This window comes from Aporhodopirellula aestuarii, assembly GCF_023701485.1.
Classification (GTDB): domain Bacteria; phylum Planctomycetota; class Planctomycetia; order Pirellulales; family Pirellulaceae; genus Rhodopirellula; species Rhodopirellula aestuarii.
Genome location: NZ_JAMQBK010000039.1, coordinates 85,140 through 103,372, shown reverse-complemented (window position 1 = coordinate 103,372; position 18,233 = coordinate 85,140). Strand labels below are relative to the sequence as shown.

Sequence of the window (18,233 nt, the reverse complement as noted above, 5' to 3'; positions counted from 1 at the left end):
ACTCAACGGAACCCACCGCGCGACCCGGCAGACCACAAAAACATGGCTCATCCGACTGACGGGTGCGCAAGGCTGAGTGCGATTGAAAGTTCGGCATATGGAAGTAAAAGTGTGGACATGCCATCTTCCAAGGAGATTTCTCAAGTCTTCTTTGGAAAAACGCACATGATCACCACCTTGTTGTATCAGTCCTTTGGCATCCGTGGCTACCGGCAGACCCGGATCGAGTTTACCGGAGGTGTCACGCGATTTCATGTCGAGCCAAGTGAAAAGGCGGTTTGCTGTCCAATGTGCGGCAGTCGAAACGTGATCCGTCGAGGGTTCAAGCAACGAGAATTTCGGGCTTCTCCGATTGGCCTGAAACAGACCGTCGTCGTCGCCGCCTTGCCTCGTGTGCAGTGCCATGACTGCCGGACCATTCGCCAAATCAAAATTAATTTTGCCGACACCCGCCGAAGCTACACCAAGGGCTGGGCCAGATACGCTCTGCAGCTGAGCCTGTCCGATTCGCCATGGTGCTCGACTGTGAATTTGTATCCCATCAATTCGCCTTCGACTAGCCTTGCCAGTCAGGTGCAAGTCTTCGGAGAGTCTCAGGCGAAGACTTTCAGGGAAGTGAAGTCCGGGTGCATCTTGCGAGCCATTTGAGCTAGACTTGGTCATCATGATTTCCTTTTCAGGAGGAGTTGCTGAGCTGTTCCCAGCGAACAGCTCCTCCTGAACGGAGGCTTCCAACAATCCGCGACGCCTCCGTTCCGCCACCAAAAAGAAACCGCCGCGACAGCGGCTTACTTGAACCATCGCATGCAACCGAGGACGGGTGGTCCGTTTTGTTGTCTGCTTACAAGTCATTCGCCTGCCGTAGTGAAGCGGCCCTGCTGGTCGGAGATGGGGTGATTTGTTCCTCTACAACTCCGCCAGGAGCTAAAAAAAAGCCACGTACCCGGTAAGGACGTGGCGGAATGGCCCGAAGGCCGGTGAACTCACTGACCAGTCAGTTGACTTTTCAGTTTTTCGATCAGCTCACTCGCCTGTTGCAACGTCAGGCTCTGTGGCGACGCGACACCGAATTCGGCGTCAAGTTCGCTCGCCAGCCGTACGTTCGCCTTCGATGCGATCGCGTGGATGGCCCGGATCTGGGCATCCGTGGCTGGGCGTGCTCGGCGGGCCTGTGTTGGCTGCGGTGACGATCCGTTGCGGGCTCGCACGTTGCCGTTGATGGCCTCGGGTCGTGAGTGTGAACCGTCTGCGTGACGCATCAGTTCACGATCGACCTCTTGCCGGCACAGATCAAACGTCCGCCGAATTCGTTCGGTGAGCGTGTCGGCATGATCGTTCATCAACGAATTGTCGATCTCGATTTCGAGCTGACACGTTGCACAGGCACTACCGAAGTTTGGCTGACCGACTTTGCGGGTCACTCCGACGCTTAGTTTTGTCGTCATAGGGAATCTCCTGGGGTTGGGTGGGAAGGGAAAACCGAATCGTCACGGACAAGCCAGTGACGTCGGAGCCATGTGACCTCAGCCGCGAGGGCTTCGGAACGAAAAGAGAAAGGACCAAGTCGCGGTCCGCCAACTCGGGACAGGTCGGCCGTCCACTGGCCGTCCGCCGTCGGTTCGACTTCCGATCCGCGGCGGATGCTTGGATGGCCGAGGCAACGACCATCAAAAGCCTCGTCGTAGACCATCCGAACCGTGCCGCTGCGACCAACGACGATTTCAAGCGTCTCATCCATCACCTCGACCGCCTCAAAATGCTGCGGCGTGGACGGTCCGTCATCCAGTCGTCCAGCGACGCCTCGACCTGGGACAGTTGCTCGGCGACGCGGTCACGAAGGTTCGTCCGATCACGAAGATCCTGGGGCACGACGCTCCCCACGATCTCGCGAGCATCCGCGACCAAGCGATCGAGGTCGTCGTTGGATCGAATGTTCAGACGCTGAAACCGATCGAAGAAGTCAAGCAGATTCGTCAACGCGGAGTCCCGGAACACCTTGGGAGTACCGTCGCTCTCGCCCGCCAATCGTTCGGCCAGGTGACCGATCAGCTTGGACAGCTCATCCGCGAACGCCTGCTCTGCGACCTGCACCGCCTCATCGAATCGCCGCTGCACCCGGGCACACTCGCTGTAGTACAGCTGCGGGCTGACCCGCAGCAAGTACTCCGGCGGGTCACAGCTCGGGTAGTCCCATTCGATGGCAAACGTCTCACGCAGGTTGCTCGCGTAATCCGAGGGATCAAACAGGCCTCCCAAACGATCACGGGCCTGATCGACCAACTCGTCGTAAGCCTTTTCGATCTGCTCAACCGCCTCAGCGAGTTCGGCCCGCACCGACGTCATGTGAACGTCGAAAGAGGCCACATCACGGCGGCGGATCAGCCGCATCCCCGGCTCGACATAGGGCAGCGTCATCGACTTCCAATAATCGGAAGCCTGTGACTTCACCGCCGTCGCCGCTCGGAAGGCCGGATGACTGGTATCGAACAGTTTCTTCGACGTCGACAGCGACTTGGTGTCCGCCGCGAACGTACCAGCGGCCTGTCGGTTCTGGTCTTGGCTGAGCGTCTTGCGGACGCCCGGCCAGTGGATCTTCATCCGAACCGCAGTCGTCTCCGACTGCAATCGCTCGCCAACGCTGGCGAGCGGGTTCTCAATCGTTTCTTCGAAGCGAGGTTCGGTGGTGGGTTCAAATGCGATACTCATGGTTAGGTTCCTTCGTGGGAAAGGGTGGGGGCCAACGCAAAATAAAAAACGCCCCGCCGGCTCACGTGAGCAGACGGGGCGTGCGGTGGCGGGATAGTCAGGAAATCAAAACGCTCGGTTGCATCCCAGCGGATGCGACCCGAACGCCATCACTCGCGGGTGGCGAGCCGTTGCGTGGCGGTGGTCTGGGCCAGACGCCGGGTTTGCGATGTTTCTTCGACAAGCGGGATGACGACTTCGTCAATCCACAAATCGTGAACATCTTGGTCGGAGGTGTGCGATCGTCGCGGCCAGAGCAGAACGGCAACGAGCACCATGGGTAGGCAGCAGCAAAGCAGTAACGCAGCCGACGATATCGACGCCGCCAGCATCGGATCGTTGCGTTCGCGACCCTCGAACTCGCGGCGATCCGATTCCAGCAAGTCTCGTTGACGCCCGACCTCTGCACGCTCGGCCTGCAGTTCTCGTTGCATGTCGAGCCACTGACGATCGCTCAGGTCACGACCGCTCGGACCGCATCCGGTAAAGATCAAGACCATCGCCGTCGTCGGGGCGATCAGGCGGAGGATGGTCGGCATGATGGAACTCCTTTTGGACGAGTTGGTTGATGATCGACTGCATGGCCTGCAATCGCCGTCGCTGCTGCATTACCAGAAGCGATGCGACAGCGAGACCGAGTGCGAGGAACAGGCAGACGACAATGATTGGACTCAAGTGATTACTCCTAAATGGGTTAAAAGAAGCACCTCGCAGAACATGCATGCGGGGCGTGATAGAAACCGGCAACAGTCGCTGGCATGCCAGCTTCTTACCCACGATCGTCCCTCGGGAAATGCCGGTGCGGCACGAGGAAGGTTTCATTCAGGGGCGCGTTTCGATGACCATCTAATTGCTGGATGGCTGTGTCGAAACCCGCCGCCGACGGTTGGTCGGCGGCTGGTCGTGTCGATATACACCGGACTGGTCAGAAGAGAGGCACCGACCACTGGCCCACTGACGAAGGCGATCGACGGACTCCGCCGAGGTTACCGCCACCGGAACGATGTTCTGTGCCGCTTGAGCGAGCGATACATCCAACAAGGCTGCCAGCCGGCAACAGGATTTGATCTCCGCACCGGTCCACTGCTCGTCCTTCGGACGTCGCTGCTCTGTCTCCAGACCGTACTGCTCCAGATATAGCGACCAGATCGCGTCTTTTTGCTCCCGACCGGGTAGGTCGAGAAAGAACACCGCGTCGAAACGCTCGGCACGACAGAACTCCGGTGGAAGCCGCTGCACATCGTTCGCGGTACAGACCACGAACACATCCGACTGATGATCGTTGAGCCACGTTAGGAACGAACCGAACATCCGTGAGGACACTCCGCTATCGTTGGCACCTCCGCCGGCAGCGCCAGCGAAAGCTTTCTCGACCTCGTCGATCATCAGCACACAGGGTGCCATCGCATCGACGATCGCCAAAGCCTGCCGTGTTCGCTCCTCTGACTGCCCGACGAGCGAACCCATCAAGCTACCGACATCCAGTGTCAGTACCGGACGGCCGACCTCGTTGCCCAGACACTTACAGAACTCGCTCTTGCCGCAACCCGGCGGCGACAACAGCATCACACCGCGAGGCTGCACCGCCTGTCCGTCGCTGCGACGGTTTAACATCGCCCGCCGCGTGAACGTCTTGAGCACGTCGAGCCCGCCGAGCGAATCAAAGGTCTCGGCGCCACGATGAATCGAGAGCAAGCCCGACTTCTCAACCGTCTGGGTCTTGAGTTCCCAGATCGTTGACGGTGCGAGAACCCCATCACGCACGAGAGAGAGACTAAACGCCCCCTCAGCCTCATATCGCGTCAAACCCGCCGCAGCATCCAGTACAGCGTCGAGTTGTTTGCCGACAGGCATTTCGTCGGTCTCGGTCGCGATCCCCGATGCGACCTCCAGTAATTGCTCACGACTCGGCAGCGAATGCTCGACCGTGACGAACAGCTTTTCGAGTTCAACGGGTAGCTGAACGATTGGACTGAGGATCACCGTGAATCCTCGCCTCTGCTTACCTTCATCTACCGCACGGGAGATCGCCTGAACGATTTCCGCCGACTGCATGAACCGCTGAAAGTTCTGCAGCACCACGATCGATGGTGTTTCACCGTCGGCCAGCGACGTGATCGCCCGGACCGCAGCGAGAGGGTCGTTGGCATCGACTTGGACGCCCGCACCATTTGGGGCACGGAGCCCTCGTTCGATATCCCACGTGACAAGTTGCCAGTCTTCATCGCGGCAGAGCGATGCCAACTCAGCGATCGCATCGGGATGCTCGTAAGACTCGATCCAGATACCCGCAAAGCAGGCCCGGACGAGTTCGCTAAGACGTTGTTTCAGTGTCATGTATTGAGTTCCTTCGTGTTTGTGAATGGACAAAAGAAAAGCCCGGTCAGTGACGATCACTGCCGGGCATGTTGTTGGACCTTCGTATCGGCCTGATGGAACTCGGCCTTCAGGCGCTCGCTCGATCGCGAGCCGAGAGCGTGTTCGAGGAACTCGCTCGCCTGTCGGCAATCCGATCCGGTGAAACCGTTGGTCTCGACCCGCGACGATCCGTCGGGGCTGACGATTACTTCGATGGTTTTCATGTCGACGCTCCCACACTCAGGGCGAGTTTGATCGATCCATCGGCGAGCATTTGCTCAACGACGGAGTATCCCTTCCGCCGAGCTTCGATCTTCGTCTTCTCCACCGCGTATGCCTGCAAGAACTCATCGAGACGCTCTCGCTTGCCCCAATGGCCCTGGTAGTTGTCGAACCGAGACTTCCCAGTGCTAAGATCAAATACCACCGGAAAACGCCACTCACGAAGCTGTACAGCCAGCCCCATCACGGTCTCGCTAAACAACCTCACCTCACCTTCGACCGGCTCGTCGAGCCCGAGTCGACTACACCCAGCCCGAACCGCCGTAGCGTCCCGAACTTGGGTCTCAATCTGCACTACATGCGACATGGTCGCACCTCCGTCTGAAAAACGAGGAATAGGTAATTGCCGGCAGCTACGCTGCCACCGTCACCTATACGTAGCGAGGAAGAGACGGAAATTCAGCGGTTTTGGGGACGTAGCAGAAGTTTCTTTTCTGGAGATACCACCGCAAACCGGGGGGTGCTAAACTGTCCATCATTGCCCGGAAAATGTATTCGATCAAGGAAACCAAAATGTTGTTTGATGATTTCGCACCGGATGCCGACTTTCTCTCGCCCAACTTCGGTTTTGCCGAACACGATCCATTCGCAGCCGATACCCAGGGATGGCGTCAGCAGACCACGAGTTACACGTGTGCTGTCGTCTCGCAGCAGATGATTCTCGAACAATTCGGTGTCATCATCAGCGAAGCCGATCTTGTCTACGAAGCAACTTCGGCTGGATTCCTCACCAATTCCGGAACCAGGATGGACGACCTCGGGCGATTGCTCGAAGGCCACGGCGTTGCAACTCATGAATCGATCGGCGTCGATAACCTACTAAATGATCTCGCACATGGTCGCAAGGTGATCGTCGCCGTCGATGGTGGTGAATTGTGGGGCACCGATTCGGTGCTTGAAGATCGCTTTCAAGGCCAGACCCCCGACCATGCCGTTGTGATCAATGGTCTGGACATGTCGGACCCGTCCAATCCAATCGCGGTGATCAATGACCCCGGACACCCCGAAGGTGCGGGCATGCGAGTTCCACTTGACCGCTTCATCGATGCTTGGAACGACTCCGACCAGTTCTACGTCGCGACCGACAATCCACCGCCCGCATTGGGAGCCGATCCGGTGTTGGGTAATGGTTTCAACGAGTCCGATGGCATGTACATGGACTCGAAGTTTTGGGAATCGTTTCGAGAGGCACGCGGCCTCGCTTTCGAACATTTCACCAAGAACGTCGACCAAGTCTCTGATCGGCTTATGGACAGCGGCGGCATGCTCGAAGGATACGCCGCATCCGTCGTGAAGGCGTGTTCGCAAACGATCCAAGACTTGAATGACGACGAACGAAGTTCACTGGCTCGCCAGATCTAAAGGGCCCTTATTCTTCCTTAATCAGAGTTTATTGCTTCCCAAACCCTGTCCCGAAACAACTAGTGAACACCAGCACCACCGCGCAAACAAGCCAACCCGACTCGATCGATTTCCGCTCCGTTGTCAACCACGTAGCGACTTCGTTGGTTCCGTTCGCCGAAGAGTACGTCAACACGTCGCAATTGGATGATGCGATCGCCGGCCTTAAACGTCTCAACTGCGGTGTGTTTCGGTTGGTTGTCATGGGGGAAATCAAGAAAGGAAAAAGCTCCTTCATCAATGCCTTCTTGAGCGAACCGGAATTGCTGCCGACCGACTCGGACATCGCGACCTCGATTGTCTTCAAGATTCTCTACGGTCCGAAGAAACAATTTAAAGTCTTCTTTTTTGACGACGGCGAAACCGGCCAGCCTGTCGCACCACTAGTCGTGCAACCCGATCAACTCATGGACTACGGCACCGAAAAAGGGAATCCCAACAACGAAAAGAGAGTTGATTTCATTGCGGTCGAACTGCCTAATCCGTTGCTACAGTCGGGGTTGGTGATCGTCGATACTCCCGGTGTCGGTGGTCTCTTCAAGGCCCATCGCGACATCACTTGGCGTTTTGCCCCGAACGCCGATGCGATCCTCTTCGTCGTTGATTCGGTCGAATCTGTCATGAGTGCGGATGAGATTGCTTTCCTGCGGGACTTGACCGAAAAATTCGCTGTCAAGCTACTTTTCGTCCAGACCAAGATTGACGCTGCCAGCGAAGAATTGTGGCGAGGTTGGGAAGACCGCAACAAGACAATTTTGAAGTCCGAACTGGGGCTCACGGATGATCGCATCGTTTACTTCCCTGTCAGTGCCAGCACGAAAAACTTCGCCGACGAAGAATTCGATCTTGAAGAGCTGGAGGATTCGGGATATCCGCCGCTGATGCGATTCGTCGCGCAAACCTTGTTGCCGTCAAAAGAACGTTTCCTCGCAGCGAAGGCCGCTGTCGACTGGGCCCGGATTGCGAGCAAAGTCAGCCATGAGATGGACATTCGTCTCTCGCTTGCGAGTGAAACCACCAGCGGCAAAATTCAAGAGATCGAAACACAACGCCGAGAAGCGATTAGCAAGTTCAACGATTGGGAATTAAACATTTTCAAACCGCTCGTGGCCTCAACTAACGAGACGGTTGGGAAAATTTCCCGCGACTCACTTGATGAACTCGAAAGCTTACTACAACCATCGGGCAATCTGCTGGCCGACTTCGTCAGTGCTTATCGGGGGTTCACGGCGGACGAAATGCAAGAGAATTTGAAAATGATCCAGCAGGACTTTATGGAACGTTGTGCTGAAGCGAGTAAAGAAGTGTTTGACAAATTCAGTTCGGGATTCGAGAACGCCGTTGGACAAGCTCAGAAGGCACTCAATGTTAAAGCAACTGGCGATGTATCAGGAAGCGGAAGCTCACATTCGAGAGACATACAGTTCCGGAAGGTGACTACGCTTGATCTATCATCGACTAGCGTGTTCGAATCAACCCGGAACATTGCCTTCGCGGGAGTCGCTGGTTACTACCTTTCGTCCATGGTAATTAGTGCCATTTTTCCGCCGGTCGGTGCACTTTCGCTAGTGGCGGCGGCCTTTGGACTTTACGGTGCGTCGGAAACCGGACGTGTGATGGCAGAAAACCGCAACGCACAAGCGTTCACTAAACTTCGTGGAATTCTTGCCGATCAATTGAGCCAAGTGAGACGTTCGGTGGTGCGTGATTTCGAAGATCGTGCTGACAAATGCAGTAAGGGACTCAACGGTCTGTTCGAAGCGGCGACATCGCAGATGCGTGCTGACTTGCAACGCGATCTTGACGATGCCAAAGCCGCTGCTGGTCGGACCCATGCAGAGTCCCAAGAAGTCGTAGCGAAGCTTCGAGCCGAGATGATGCTGGTCGGCAAACACCTCACTGAGCTTCGACGGGCGTTCCCGACGATGAAGGCGTGATGTTTGATGCTTGTATTCGATCTCAATGACGTTCAGCAGTATGTCAAAAAAGTCTGCGACGAGATACCTGGATTGCTCGGCCGCCACTCGATCACCTCCGACCTTGTTGCGCAAGTGACCGGCTTGAGGGCCGACATTGACAAACCCTTCACCGTGGCAATCGTTGGGCAAATGCGAGTCGGCAAAAGCTCCCTCATAAACGCCCTATTAGAAAAAGATATTGCGATCACGGGCGTGACCGAGACGACTGCGACGGTCAATTGGATTCACCATGGGACCGATCCGAATATCGCGAGAGTTCATTGGCGTGACCGACCGCCCGAGACAATCCCTCGGGGCGAACTCGACAAATGGACCGGCGATTCGGAACTTGCCGCCAACACACGGTCGATCGAGCTATTCGATGACGCCGCGTTTCTGAAGATCGCTAGCATTGTTGATACGCCCGGACTGCGGAGTGTTATCGCTGCCCATGAATCCGCAACCGAGTCTTTTATCGGAATCAACGGAGCCAACGATAAAAACGCAGAACGCTGTGCCGATCAAACTCAGCAACTTGGCCTCCAAGCCGATGCGATTGTCTATGTGATTATGCCAGTGGCTCGGGAAACCGACGATCAATTTTTGGACGCATTCAGGAACGCAACCCGTTTGCCCGGTTCGTCGAACTACAACAGCATCGCTGTTTTGCACAAATGGGAAACACTCAATACGGACGACTTACTCGACGAGCGAGACCGGAAGGCGAGCAAGATCGCCGCGTCGCTGTCCGAACATCTTGCCACTGTTCTACCGGTGAGTGCTCCACTTGCCCGAGCCGTTTTCAGTTTGAACGATCGTCACTGGCAAACAATCCTCGAACTCGGGAAACCCGATAACGATTCTATTCGTGAGAAAATGTTACGACATGAACGAGCGTTCGTGCGAGAGTTACCGGAGTGCTCAGTAGCTGTCGCCGAACGAAAGGACTTGCTTTTGCTTGGGGTGCCCTGGCCATCGTTGCGGACAATTATCGGTATCGCGGCCAATGTTCAAGGCACCAGCATCAACGAACTACGCCAGCGAGTTCGAGCCATAAGTCAAATCGACGACCTGAAGCAGATTTTGGAACAACGGTTTTTCTCACGCAGCCGCGCGATCAAAATGTTGCGACTGACCACGAGGGCAAGCCAACCGTGCCAACTGGCAATGACCCGCCTGCAAAACGAAACAGAGAAACTCAAGACCAACTTGAATCGCTCTTCAAACGTTTTGGCTTTGTTGCAACAGAGGATCGAACTCGGCGACACCGATCTACAGAGCGTTGTCCGCCACACGCAGGAATCACAGCAGGTTATCGAGTCTCAGCTCGAAAAGCTAACGGACACGCTCGAGACCCTCGGTGAGCGATTCGAGACGCTCCAAACGATTCATGACGGGTGCGACGGAGATCTGGCCGGGATTGAAGCGATTGCCGAATCACAGCTAGACGAATTACCGGCCGAGTTACGAGACACGCTTCGATACGTGTTCGGACAACACGGCGTGTCCGTTGGCGAGCGTATGCGAGGGTTGCACCGATCACGCAACCCGTCCGAGGCGATCGTCGAATTGGTTGGAACGCTGCGTGGTTACGTGGACAAGGGATCGCCGAGAACTCATCATACGTGCCAGCATGCGATCGACCGGCTCGAACAGCTCTATCATCACATTGAATTGTCGGGCCAACGCGAGAAGATCGCTTCATGAACCACGGACCAACAATCGCGATTGATTTCGGCACCACCCGAACCAAGGTCGCGTATTACGACGAGAAACGAGACGAACCGAGATTGATTAGTCTTGGTAAGGAGTACCGGGACATCATCCCGTCGGTGTTTCATGTGCCTGTCGAAGGTGCTGGTGTGGTCACGATCGGCGACGATGCGATGCTGATGATTGACCAAGATCCTGGCGGCATCGTTCGTGGACTTAAGCGAGAAATTGGCAGCCCTGGTGTCAAGCTCATCGGCCCAGGACGTCTCACCCCTACCAGGGAAGAATTAGTAACCAAACTATTTGCAGAAATTCGCCAGCGATGTGAATCAGAAGTTTTTCATGGTTGCGCGATCAACACATGCACCATCGCGGTGCCGGTGCTGTTTTCCCCGCGTCAGCGGAAGTGTTTGGAGGATGCCGCAATTGCAGCAGGCTTTACCCAGGTTGGCTTAGTGGACGAAGCCAGTGCGGCCGCGCGGGCTTGGGCAAGTGAAGTGCACCAGCGTCCGGCTGATCACATTGTCGTCTGTGACATTGGAGGTGGAACGACCGATTTCTCACTCGTCAGTTGGGACGACGATCGTTTCTTACCTCATAGCGACGTGCTCCCGTCGGGGTTAATGGTCGGCGGCAACGATATTGACGACCAAGCGTTTGCCGCTCTGTTGAATTCTCAGAAGAACGAATCAACAGTCGCGGTACTTTCGCGAGTTCGCGAGAGTTTCCTCGTCAAAATGCAGTCACTCAAGCTGTTCTACTCACGCGGCCTGGATGTTGCGACACTGGTCTTCAAAGGCAAATCCCATCAGATTCCTCGGCGTATCTTTCAATCAGCCGCAGAAGATTTCACGACCAAAGCAAATGAGGCGCTCACAGAATACATCAACAAGTGCAGTAAAGCAGGTGTCGACGCACCCTCCATCATATTAGTTGGCGGCACTTCCCAACTCGCGGGACTCAAAGAAAGCATCGAACAGCTCGCTCCGCAACGTACCTACACGTGGGCGTCGGGTGATTTCGCGACGGTTCTGGGTGCCGCAATCCTAGGACGCAGAGAAGAATGCTCCGTTGGTAATAATAGTGCCGCGATGCGTGCTTATACGGAGGCGCTAGGAGCAGCAATGGCCGATGGTCCACTCTCTGACAACAAACGGCGTTATCTATTACAACGACGTGAAAGCCTGCGGCTAGGTGAGGAAACCGCTTCAGTGGAGAAAGAAATTCTTGGAGAAGCGTTGGATACAGCCGCAGCGAAACACGAAGCCTCGATTGACCTTCCAACGACTGATGAGTTGTCGGCTGAACTATTCCGAGATGTGCCCGAAGAAACAGACGCGGCGTCGACCGCAGTCGACGTCGGTATCGCCCAGCCGGAGGTGGAGATCAAAGAATTGGGGAACGCCGCTGAGACGCCAACGCGAGATAATCAACAAGCTCAATCAGAACGGCCCGCTCAATCAGAACAAACTTCGTGTCTTATCAATGAGACGTTCGCCTCAATCGAGGCCAACAGCTCGGGGGCAAGCAGTTCCCCAAACAGTACGCACGCACAAAATGTAAGCCAGCATAGTTCAACAGGGTCTAGGCATCATTGGACCATGCTGAGCGCGATCGGATTTGTTAGTGCTATTCCCATCGTAGTCGTTGCCGGTTGCCTGATCGCAGTCATCGCCGATCACCTGATGAACCGACAGCACAGAGTCGAATTGACGCAAAAGCAACACGATCCGTCGTGGGATATCTACACACCGACGGTTCCTCGCTCGAATGAAACCGTCGATGCCGAGCGTCGAGGTAACGAGAAGGAAGTCTCGAACGCTGCACATCATAAGACAACTACAGGAAATGAAACCGTTATTCCGCAAGCAATCTCTACGGGTTCAGGATCATCCGACAATCAATTGAAAGTTGTATCGGAATCCGCATCGCCCAGTCCGATCGAAAGCGATATGCAATCCGCCATGCGATCCATTCGGCAGTTATGGGCAGAGGGCAAATACCAGCAGGTTGTTAGAGCCTGCAATGAAACCATCGAGTCGGGGTTGCATAATCGCAGTTTTTATCAAGCTCGTGGACGAGCCTATGCACGAGTTTTGGACTGGTCCCATGCAGTTGCCGATTACCTACGAGTTGCAGATGACGTAGTTTCGGAAAAGGCAAAAGCTGACTTCTCTCGTGCCTACTATGAGCTGGCTTTGGCGAAATGGACGATGTACCGCAGTAGTCCCGCATCACTAGGCATAGCAGAACGTTTGGAATTGCTGAAGGAATGCGAGAAATTGGACTTGGTTGCTCTCAAGCTTGCAATTCCGTCAAACGGCGACGGCGTGCACGATGCTGCGACCAATCTATCTAAGCTCGTTGAAATGGAGTTGCTGAGAACTCGTAACCTGCAACGCGAACAAGAGAACACTCAAGATCCATTTGGAGGAGGATTTGATCCATTCGATGAGTATTGATCCGCGATAGTTATCTCTATTGTCACCAGGCGATTTATAACCTGCCACTTATGGGCGTTTTGGCCTCGCGTGAAGTCATCGCGTGATCCTTCAGCCGATAACCTTTGCCGGTGATGGTCACGATCTCCGGATAGTACAGGAACCGATCCAGGATCGCCGTCGCTGTCGGCACGTCACCCAAGATCTTTCCCAGTATTCGAACGATTTCCATCTCGATCTAACCTTTCGTTTTTGTAGAGTTGTTAGGTTCCAGCAGTCTTGACCACGGCTTCATCGGGACAATGGGCTCGCACTGGCGCCGTCTCAGGTCACTATCCGCCATCTTGTTTTGGGCGACGAAAGATCATTTCATATTTCGCTGAACCGAACTCGGATGTAGCACGCCGCGCGTTGACAAGTTCCCACCCGGCGTCACCAAGCGATCTAAGTCGTGATTCAAGTAGTTCGTCGTTCGGCGCTGCAATTTGGTATTCCCATCGTGTTCGCGCTGCCTTGGTGGCAGTCTCGGACACTCCTAAGAATTGCGAAGCGAGGAGCACTGCGATTAAAGTGCCGACAAGCAAGATCATTCCCAGCAGCACGTTCGTTAACCAAGTACTTGGCGAAGTTGCCGATCGCTGTTGTGTTACGGCAACTGCTGGCGAGGAAACCATTGCAGTTGGGATGTAGGTGGCTGGCGGACCTGGGGAATCCGCAATGCTCGCGAGCGCATCGGACGCATCGGACGCATCGGACGCTTCGGACGCTTCGGACGCTTCGGACGCTTCGGACGCTTCGAGGTTTTGAGTCGGTTCGTTGACATCCGGAATGGCGGGCACCTCGCTAGGAGTGGAATGCCGCAAAGCACGACGTTTTTCCGCTTCGGCCTGCTTCTTCTTTTTGGTCCGCTCGATTCGTTCATGAAGCGTCGTCATGCTTTGCCACGGTCCGTCATGGTTTTCGCCCAGTTCGTCGTCGGGCGCGAGCTTACCTTCGGAAAATAGATGGTTGATGCGGTCGGAGGTCAACGGTCCGAGGACCTTTCCGTTCTTTCGGACGAAACGAAACTTGCTCATAGGGGCTCGTCGATGGAATCATTAGGCTGTTGGTGGTTTTCTGTTACGCCGCTTATTCTTCCATTGGGCCCAGTTGTTTACCACCTGTTCGGTTAGTACATTAACCCCCTCCGCATCAAAACGAAAGACGCTTTCGATAGTGCTTAGAGCAAAGAGGCCTCGCAACTAGTTACCTGCATCCCACCACATGACTTCCGCTTCCCCTTCCTCGAGTCCGACTAGCATGCGGCTACTCGAAAAGCTTGTTTGCCCGCATTGCTGGGCCGAGTTCGCTCCTGAAGACGCCGTGTGGATCGCTACACACCCGTCGCTCTATGGCGACGAAAAACTAGGTGAAAGCGAACTGCGGCGATTCTTGCCCTCACGCTTTACGCCCGACAACCGTGCAATCGATCCGGAAGGTTCCGAAGCTACCGAAACCGGGTGCCCCCGATGTCACCTGAGGGTGCCGCGTCGCTTGTTCGAAATTCCCGTGGTTTTCTTTTCAATCCTCGGGGCACCGGGCAGCGGCAAGAGCTACCTACTCGCTTCAATGATTTGGCAGGCACGGCGGTCAATGGCTGAGCGGTTTCAAATGCTGCTGACCGACGCCGACGCTGCAATGAACGCGAGGCTGATCGAGTACGAGGAACGTCAGTTCCTGTCCAGTAAGCCTGACCAGTTGACGTGGCTTCCCAAGACCGAAGAACAGGGCACGCTGTACAACCGGGTGCAAATGGCTGAACGGGCGGTCAATCTTCCGCGGCCATTCCTGTTCACGCTCAGTCCGGGTGAAGGCCACCCCAACGAAGACAAGAAAGCCACCCTATCAAGGGTGCTTTGCCTGTACGACAACGCGGGCGAATCGTTCTTACCCGGCGCCGACGAATCGACCGGACCGGTGACGGGCCACTTGGCCCGCAGTGAAGCTTTATTGTTTTGTTTTGATCCGACGCAGGATCCTCGATTTCGCGCAGTATGCGAAGGCAAGAGTGACGACCCACAAATGACCGGGGCGGGACGTTCCGGCGGGCAGACGATCCGCCAAGACAGCATCCTGCTCGAAGCAATCAACCGAGTCCGTCAAAAGGCCGGTATGCGGGAAGACGAAAAAATTGGTGCCACGTTGGTCGTCTTGGTGACTAAGTGGGACGCTTGGAGAAAGCTGCTACCGGACATAGCCACCGATCCGCCATTCGGTAAAGTCGATCACGACCGTGAAGCGATCGATGAGGATCGGATCCTTCAAACGTCTGCCAAGCTGCGAGACCTGCTGCGTCGAACCTGTCCCGAAATGACCGCGGCGGCGGCCACGGTAAGCAGCGAGGTGATTTACATGCCGGTTTCGGCGACTGGGCGGCGACCAGAATTGGATCCTGAAAGTGGGCAACTGGGCATCCGCCCCAAAGACATCCGGCCTCAGTGGGCCGAGGTCAGCCTAATTTATTTGCTTGCCCGACGTTTCCGCGGACTGATCGACGTCGGGCGTCGGAAACAAGACGCAGCAGGCTCGGGATAACATGTCTAAGAGTAGCGAATTGGTTTACACCTCTGCTCCGCGGGGGCTCCGCCCGGGAAGCCGCGGATTCTGCACGGTGGCCATGTCCGAAAGCATGCCAGCCGGGTTGGTCGGGCCGCTGGAGAGTTTGTCGGCGTATCGCCACGCCGACGGCGACGGGCAATCCCCTGTCAACTACATGCACGTGCGAATGAAGGTGGCCGGACGTCCGGTCAACGTGCTGTCTCGAATCGCCGAGGCGCCACCCGATTACACCGGCCGAACCAATAAGATCGCCTATCACGTCGTCGTCGCCACGACCGCCCAAGCCGCCGGCGGGCCAGCCGCGGTTCTGCGACAACCGGGGTTCGCCATCGAGGCGTGGGACGGCGAGGTTCGCAAGATACCCGAGCTGAAGACGATCCCTCAGGCCGACTCGCCCCAACGGATCGCCCAAACCTGGGCACGACTCAGTGGCGACGCCGGATGGGCCGGGACCGTGGCGTCGATTTTCGAAAGCCAAGCTCCCGGTCCACCGCTTTACTTGATATACCGACCTGAGCAGAACGCTGACTTGTTGGCTTTGGTCGACGAGGCAATCTGTCTACTTCCCGAATCGAAACGCTGGAACGCTACCTTTTCAACGCACACCGGTGAATTGCCGCCGGGAGTGAATTGTCGTTTGCGTTGTATGATCGCGGGATCACCCGAAGCGTTGGCGGTACCGCCAACGGCAATGACACTCGATATAGCGTCCGGCAACTTGGGCACTCCGCCTCCCAGTCCGCTGGTCGACGCGGCCCGTTCGGGGCAGTTCGCTCTGTCCGAAACCGTCGGTCCGGCTGCGGTGCCGGCAGCATCGACTCCCGCGCGAATGGAGCTCCCTGAATCCACCGGTCAACCGACGGTTTCCGATACGGGCGAACCCAGGTTCCCGGTCCCTCCGCCCGAACTTATGCCGCCCCAACTTGCGCCACCACAACTTAGACCGGGCCAACTACCGCCGCCGTTCCAGCCTAAATCTTCGCCGTTTCAAAACCATGTTTGGGCCCTCCTCGGGGTCGCGGCATTACTGTTGTTGTGCCTCGGCGGGGGCGTGACCTTTTACTTGTTACGTACCGATTCAGACGACTTACTGGCCGAACTGAACGCTGCGGCCGGCATCGAGAACCCGCCGGAAGTGAACGTATCCGCGAATGTCGAGCCGGAACCGGACGTTGAGCTGGAACCGGAACCCGTGATGGAACCCAGATCGGCGGCGGATGCCAACGCCGATGCCAAAGCAGCCGAGCCGAAGCAGGCCGACGACGAGAAACGGAAATCGCTTGAAGATCTCGCCAAGAGAATTCTCGACGGTGAAGCCTTCCTGGGTAACGATCACGAAAACTCGATCACCAAGTTCTCCAAGAAAGTCAAAAACGAACTGACGCGGCTAAACGACCGATACAAACAACTTTATGAACTTTCCCTGCAACCAACCGACGAACAGTTGGCAATGTGGGCGCGAGCCGAAGATGGGGAAAAACAGTTAGCCAGCTTCATTGAGGCTCGCAAGCAAGAAATCGAAGCGTTGAAACAACACGTGCCTTTGAACAATCTTCAAGCGGACCGGGAGCGTCTAGTCGAGCTGATTGAAATTTGGAAGGTTGACGCGAAGAAGTGGGAAGATGACAAACAAAAACAGCCGGGACTAATTTTGCGGCTTTCCAATCGCGTCGCCGTCGAACAAACGATCAAGAAGGTTCGCGCGACGGAGAAGGACTACCTACAAAAGGGCCAATTGAAACTATACGAAGAACTATCCGCTAAAAAGATAGAACTCGCCGAGTCGCTCGAGAAGCAATTGGATCCGAAGCGAGAAGAATTAGCCACCGAGCTTAAACGTCGTCGCGATTCGCATAGACTGCTTATCCACTTTGATGGTGACTCCAGTCGCAACGAAGACCGGCTTCAAATTAGGCCTCGCTGCGAGATCTCTGTGAATGCAGACAACCTGAAAGCCATTAATCGAGTGAAAGTTGACGATGGCGATCTGATTCAGCTGCCCCAATCGAATGTCGCGGTCAAGCTGCCAGGTAGGTTTGAGGGTTGGCTCTCGGTCACGCGTGGTGCTTCCGAAATCATCCTCAAGTTCAACCTCAATCAAAAGAATATTCCGCCTGCCGTTCGTCAGCGGTACCCGATACTGCAACAGCTCGACCGATTTGTCGAACAACAAGACGTAACATTCGAGTCCAGTCGAATCCTAAGAACAGCATTTCTTGGCAAATCCGAGAAGGCGAAAAGCGACATCGAAAAGTGGCGAAATGAGGTCAAAAGGACTGAAGGTAAAGAAAGGCGAGAAGAAGAAAGACGGAAAAAAGAAGCTGATAAATGGAACGCCGCTATCGACAAATTGACGGCAGTCGTTATCCAGTCACCCGCTGGCAAACTCGACGAGCTATACATCACGCAATCCGATCAGACAGTGATCGACCTCAAATCGGTCAAATTGGACATCGTTCAAGTCTTTAGCAAATTCGTCACGCCCAACGTGGCGATCGGAACAAAGATCGATGAGCACATCGAAAACCTCGAAATGCTTCGAGACAGCTACGATGAACTTATGAGGAACGAAGGTGTTTTGGATTTCGGAGCACGACTCGACTTTGGATACACCTTGGAAAATACTTCCCGCTCGGCAACTACGCTTGGACAGAAACCTAAGTTTATAACCGTCGAGACCTTCGAATTATTCTTCTTCCCAGAATTGGTCTATGGTCCCCCAAATTAAGATTAGCAT

Annotated in this window: 17 protein-coding genes; 7 read left to right on the top strand and 10 right to left on the bottom strand. The window is 55.5% G+C overall.

Annotated elements, in window-relative coordinates; translation table 11 throughout:
- Window positions 1-117 precede the first annotated feature (117 nt).
- Window positions 118-648 carry a transposase family protein gene (locus tag NB063_RS14825; protein WP_250929517.1) on the top strand — a complete coding sequence of 177 codons (531 nt, stop codon included), beginning with the start codon at window positions 118-120 and terminating at the stop codon, window positions 646-648.
- Between the two features lie 335 nt (window positions 649-983).
- On the opposite strand, the gene NB063_RS14820 is transcribed toward NB063_RS14825, so the two are convergent.
- The 8 genes from NB063_RS14820 to NB063_RS14785 form a co-directional block, all read right to left on the bottom strand.
- A complete protein-coding gene (locus NB063_RS14820) occupies window positions 984-1,445 on the bottom strand; it encodes a regulatory protein GemA (RefSeq protein WP_250929516.1) in 462 nt (153 codons plus the stop codon).
- A complete protein-coding gene (locus tag NB063_RS14815; protein ID WP_250929515.1) occupies window positions 1,442-1,738 on the bottom strand; it encodes a hypothetical protein in 297 nt (98 codons plus the stop codon). Before NB063_RS14815 ends, NB063_RS14820 begins: the two co-directional genes overlap by 4 nt.
- Window positions 1,738-2,706 carry a hypothetical protein gene (locus NB063_RS14810; RefSeq protein ID WP_250929514.1) on the bottom strand — a complete coding sequence of 323 codons (969 nt, stop codon included), beginning with the start codon at window positions 2,704-2,706 and terminating at the stop codon, window positions 1,738-1,740. Before NB063_RS14810 ends, NB063_RS14815 begins: the two co-directional genes overlap by 1 nt.
- Before the next feature lie 149 nt (window positions 2,707-2,855).
- Window positions 2,856-3,284, bottom strand: coding sequence for a hypothetical protein (locus NB063_RS14805; RefSeq protein ID WP_250929513.1), 429 nt, complete (start codon window positions 3,282-3,284; stop codon window positions 2,856-2,858).
- Window positions 3,205-3,420, bottom strand: coding sequence for a hypothetical protein (locus tag NB063_RS14800; protein WP_250929512.1), 216 nt, complete (start codon window positions 3,418-3,420; stop codon window positions 3,205-3,207). The genes NB063_RS14805 and NB063_RS14800 overlap by 80 nt, the downstream gene beginning before the upstream one ends.
- Before the next feature lie 171 nt (window positions 3,421-3,591).
- A complete protein-coding gene (locus NB063_RS14795; protein WP_250929511.1) occupies window positions 3,592-5,082 on the bottom strand; it encodes an AAA family ATPase in 1,491 nt (496 codons plus the stop codon).
- 56 nt (window positions 5,083-5,138) lie between these two features.
- Entirely contained in the window at window positions 5,139-5,327 is a 189-nt protein-coding gene (locus NB063_RS14790) for a DUF2997 domain-containing protein (RefSeq protein WP_250929510.1), read from the bottom strand.
- Window positions 5,324-5,692, bottom strand: coding sequence for a DUF1257 domain-containing protein (locus tag NB063_RS14785; RefSeq protein ID WP_250929509.1), 369 nt, complete (start codon window positions 5,690-5,692; stop codon window positions 5,324-5,326). Before NB063_RS14785 ends, NB063_RS14790 begins: the two co-directional genes overlap by 4 nt.
- Window positions 5,693-5,898: 206 nt before the next feature.
- Between NB063_RS14785 and NB063_RS14780 the strand changes: the two genes are divergently transcribed.
- The 4 genes from NB063_RS14780 (at window position 5,899) to NB063_RS14765 (ending at window position 12,919) form a co-directional block, all read left to right on the top strand.
- Window positions 5,899-6,747, top strand: a complete 849-nt coding sequence (locus NB063_RS14780; RefSeq protein WP_250929508.1) for a cysteine peptidase family C39 domain-containing protein — start codon at window positions 5,899-5,901, stop codon at window positions 6,745-6,747.
- A gap of 62 nt (window positions 6,748-6,809) precedes the next feature.
- Window positions 6,810-8,723: a dynamin family protein gene (locus NB063_RS14775; protein WP_250929507.1), complete on the top strand. Its 1,914-nt coding sequence runs from the start codon at window positions 6,810-6,812 to the stop codon at window positions 8,721-8,723.
- A gap of 6 nt (window positions 8,724-8,729) precedes the next feature.
- Window positions 8,730-10,451 carry a dynamin family protein gene (locus NB063_RS14770; RefSeq protein ID WP_250929506.1) on the top strand — a complete coding sequence of 574 codons (1,722 nt, stop codon included), beginning with the start codon at window positions 8,730-8,732 and terminating at the stop codon, window positions 10,449-10,451.
- A complete protein-coding gene (locus NB063_RS14765; RefSeq protein WP_250929505.1) occupies window positions 10,448-12,919 on the top strand; it encodes an Hsp70 family protein in 2,472 nt (823 codons plus the stop codon). The genes NB063_RS14770 and NB063_RS14765 overlap by 4 nt, the downstream gene beginning before the upstream one ends.
- A gap of 34 nt (window positions 12,920-12,953) precedes the next feature.
- Here the strand turns inward: NB063_RS14765 and NB063_RS14760 are convergent, their stop codons facing one another.
- Window positions 12,954-13,130 (bottom strand): ATP-binding protein, encoded by a 177-nt coding sequence (locus NB063_RS14760; protein WP_250929504.1) that lies wholly within the window; start codon window positions 13,128-13,130, stop codon window positions 12,954-12,956.
- 100 nt (window positions 13,131-13,230) lie between these two features.
- Window positions 13,231-13,974 carry a hypothetical protein gene (locus NB063_RS14755; RefSeq protein WP_250929503.1) on the bottom strand — a complete coding sequence of 248 codons (744 nt, stop codon included), beginning with the start codon at window positions 13,972-13,974 and terminating at the stop codon, window positions 13,231-13,233.
- Window positions 13,975-14,161: 187 nt separating this feature from the next.
- On the opposite strand from NB063_RS14755, the gene NB063_RS14750 reads away from it, so the two are divergent.
- Window positions 14,162-15,472, top strand: a complete 1,311-nt coding sequence (locus tag NB063_RS14750; protein WP_250929502.1) for a hypothetical protein — start codon at window positions 14,162-14,164, stop codon at window positions 15,470-15,472.
- A gap of 1 nt (window position 15,473) precedes the next feature.
- The gene (locus NB063_RS14745; protein WP_250929501.1) at window positions 15,474-18,224 is read left to right on the top strand and encodes a GAP1-N2 domain-containing protein; all 2,751 of its coding nucleotides are present in this window, start codon (window positions 15,474-15,476) and stop codon (window positions 18,222-18,224) included.
- Window positions 18,225-18,233 lie beyond the last annotated feature (9 nt).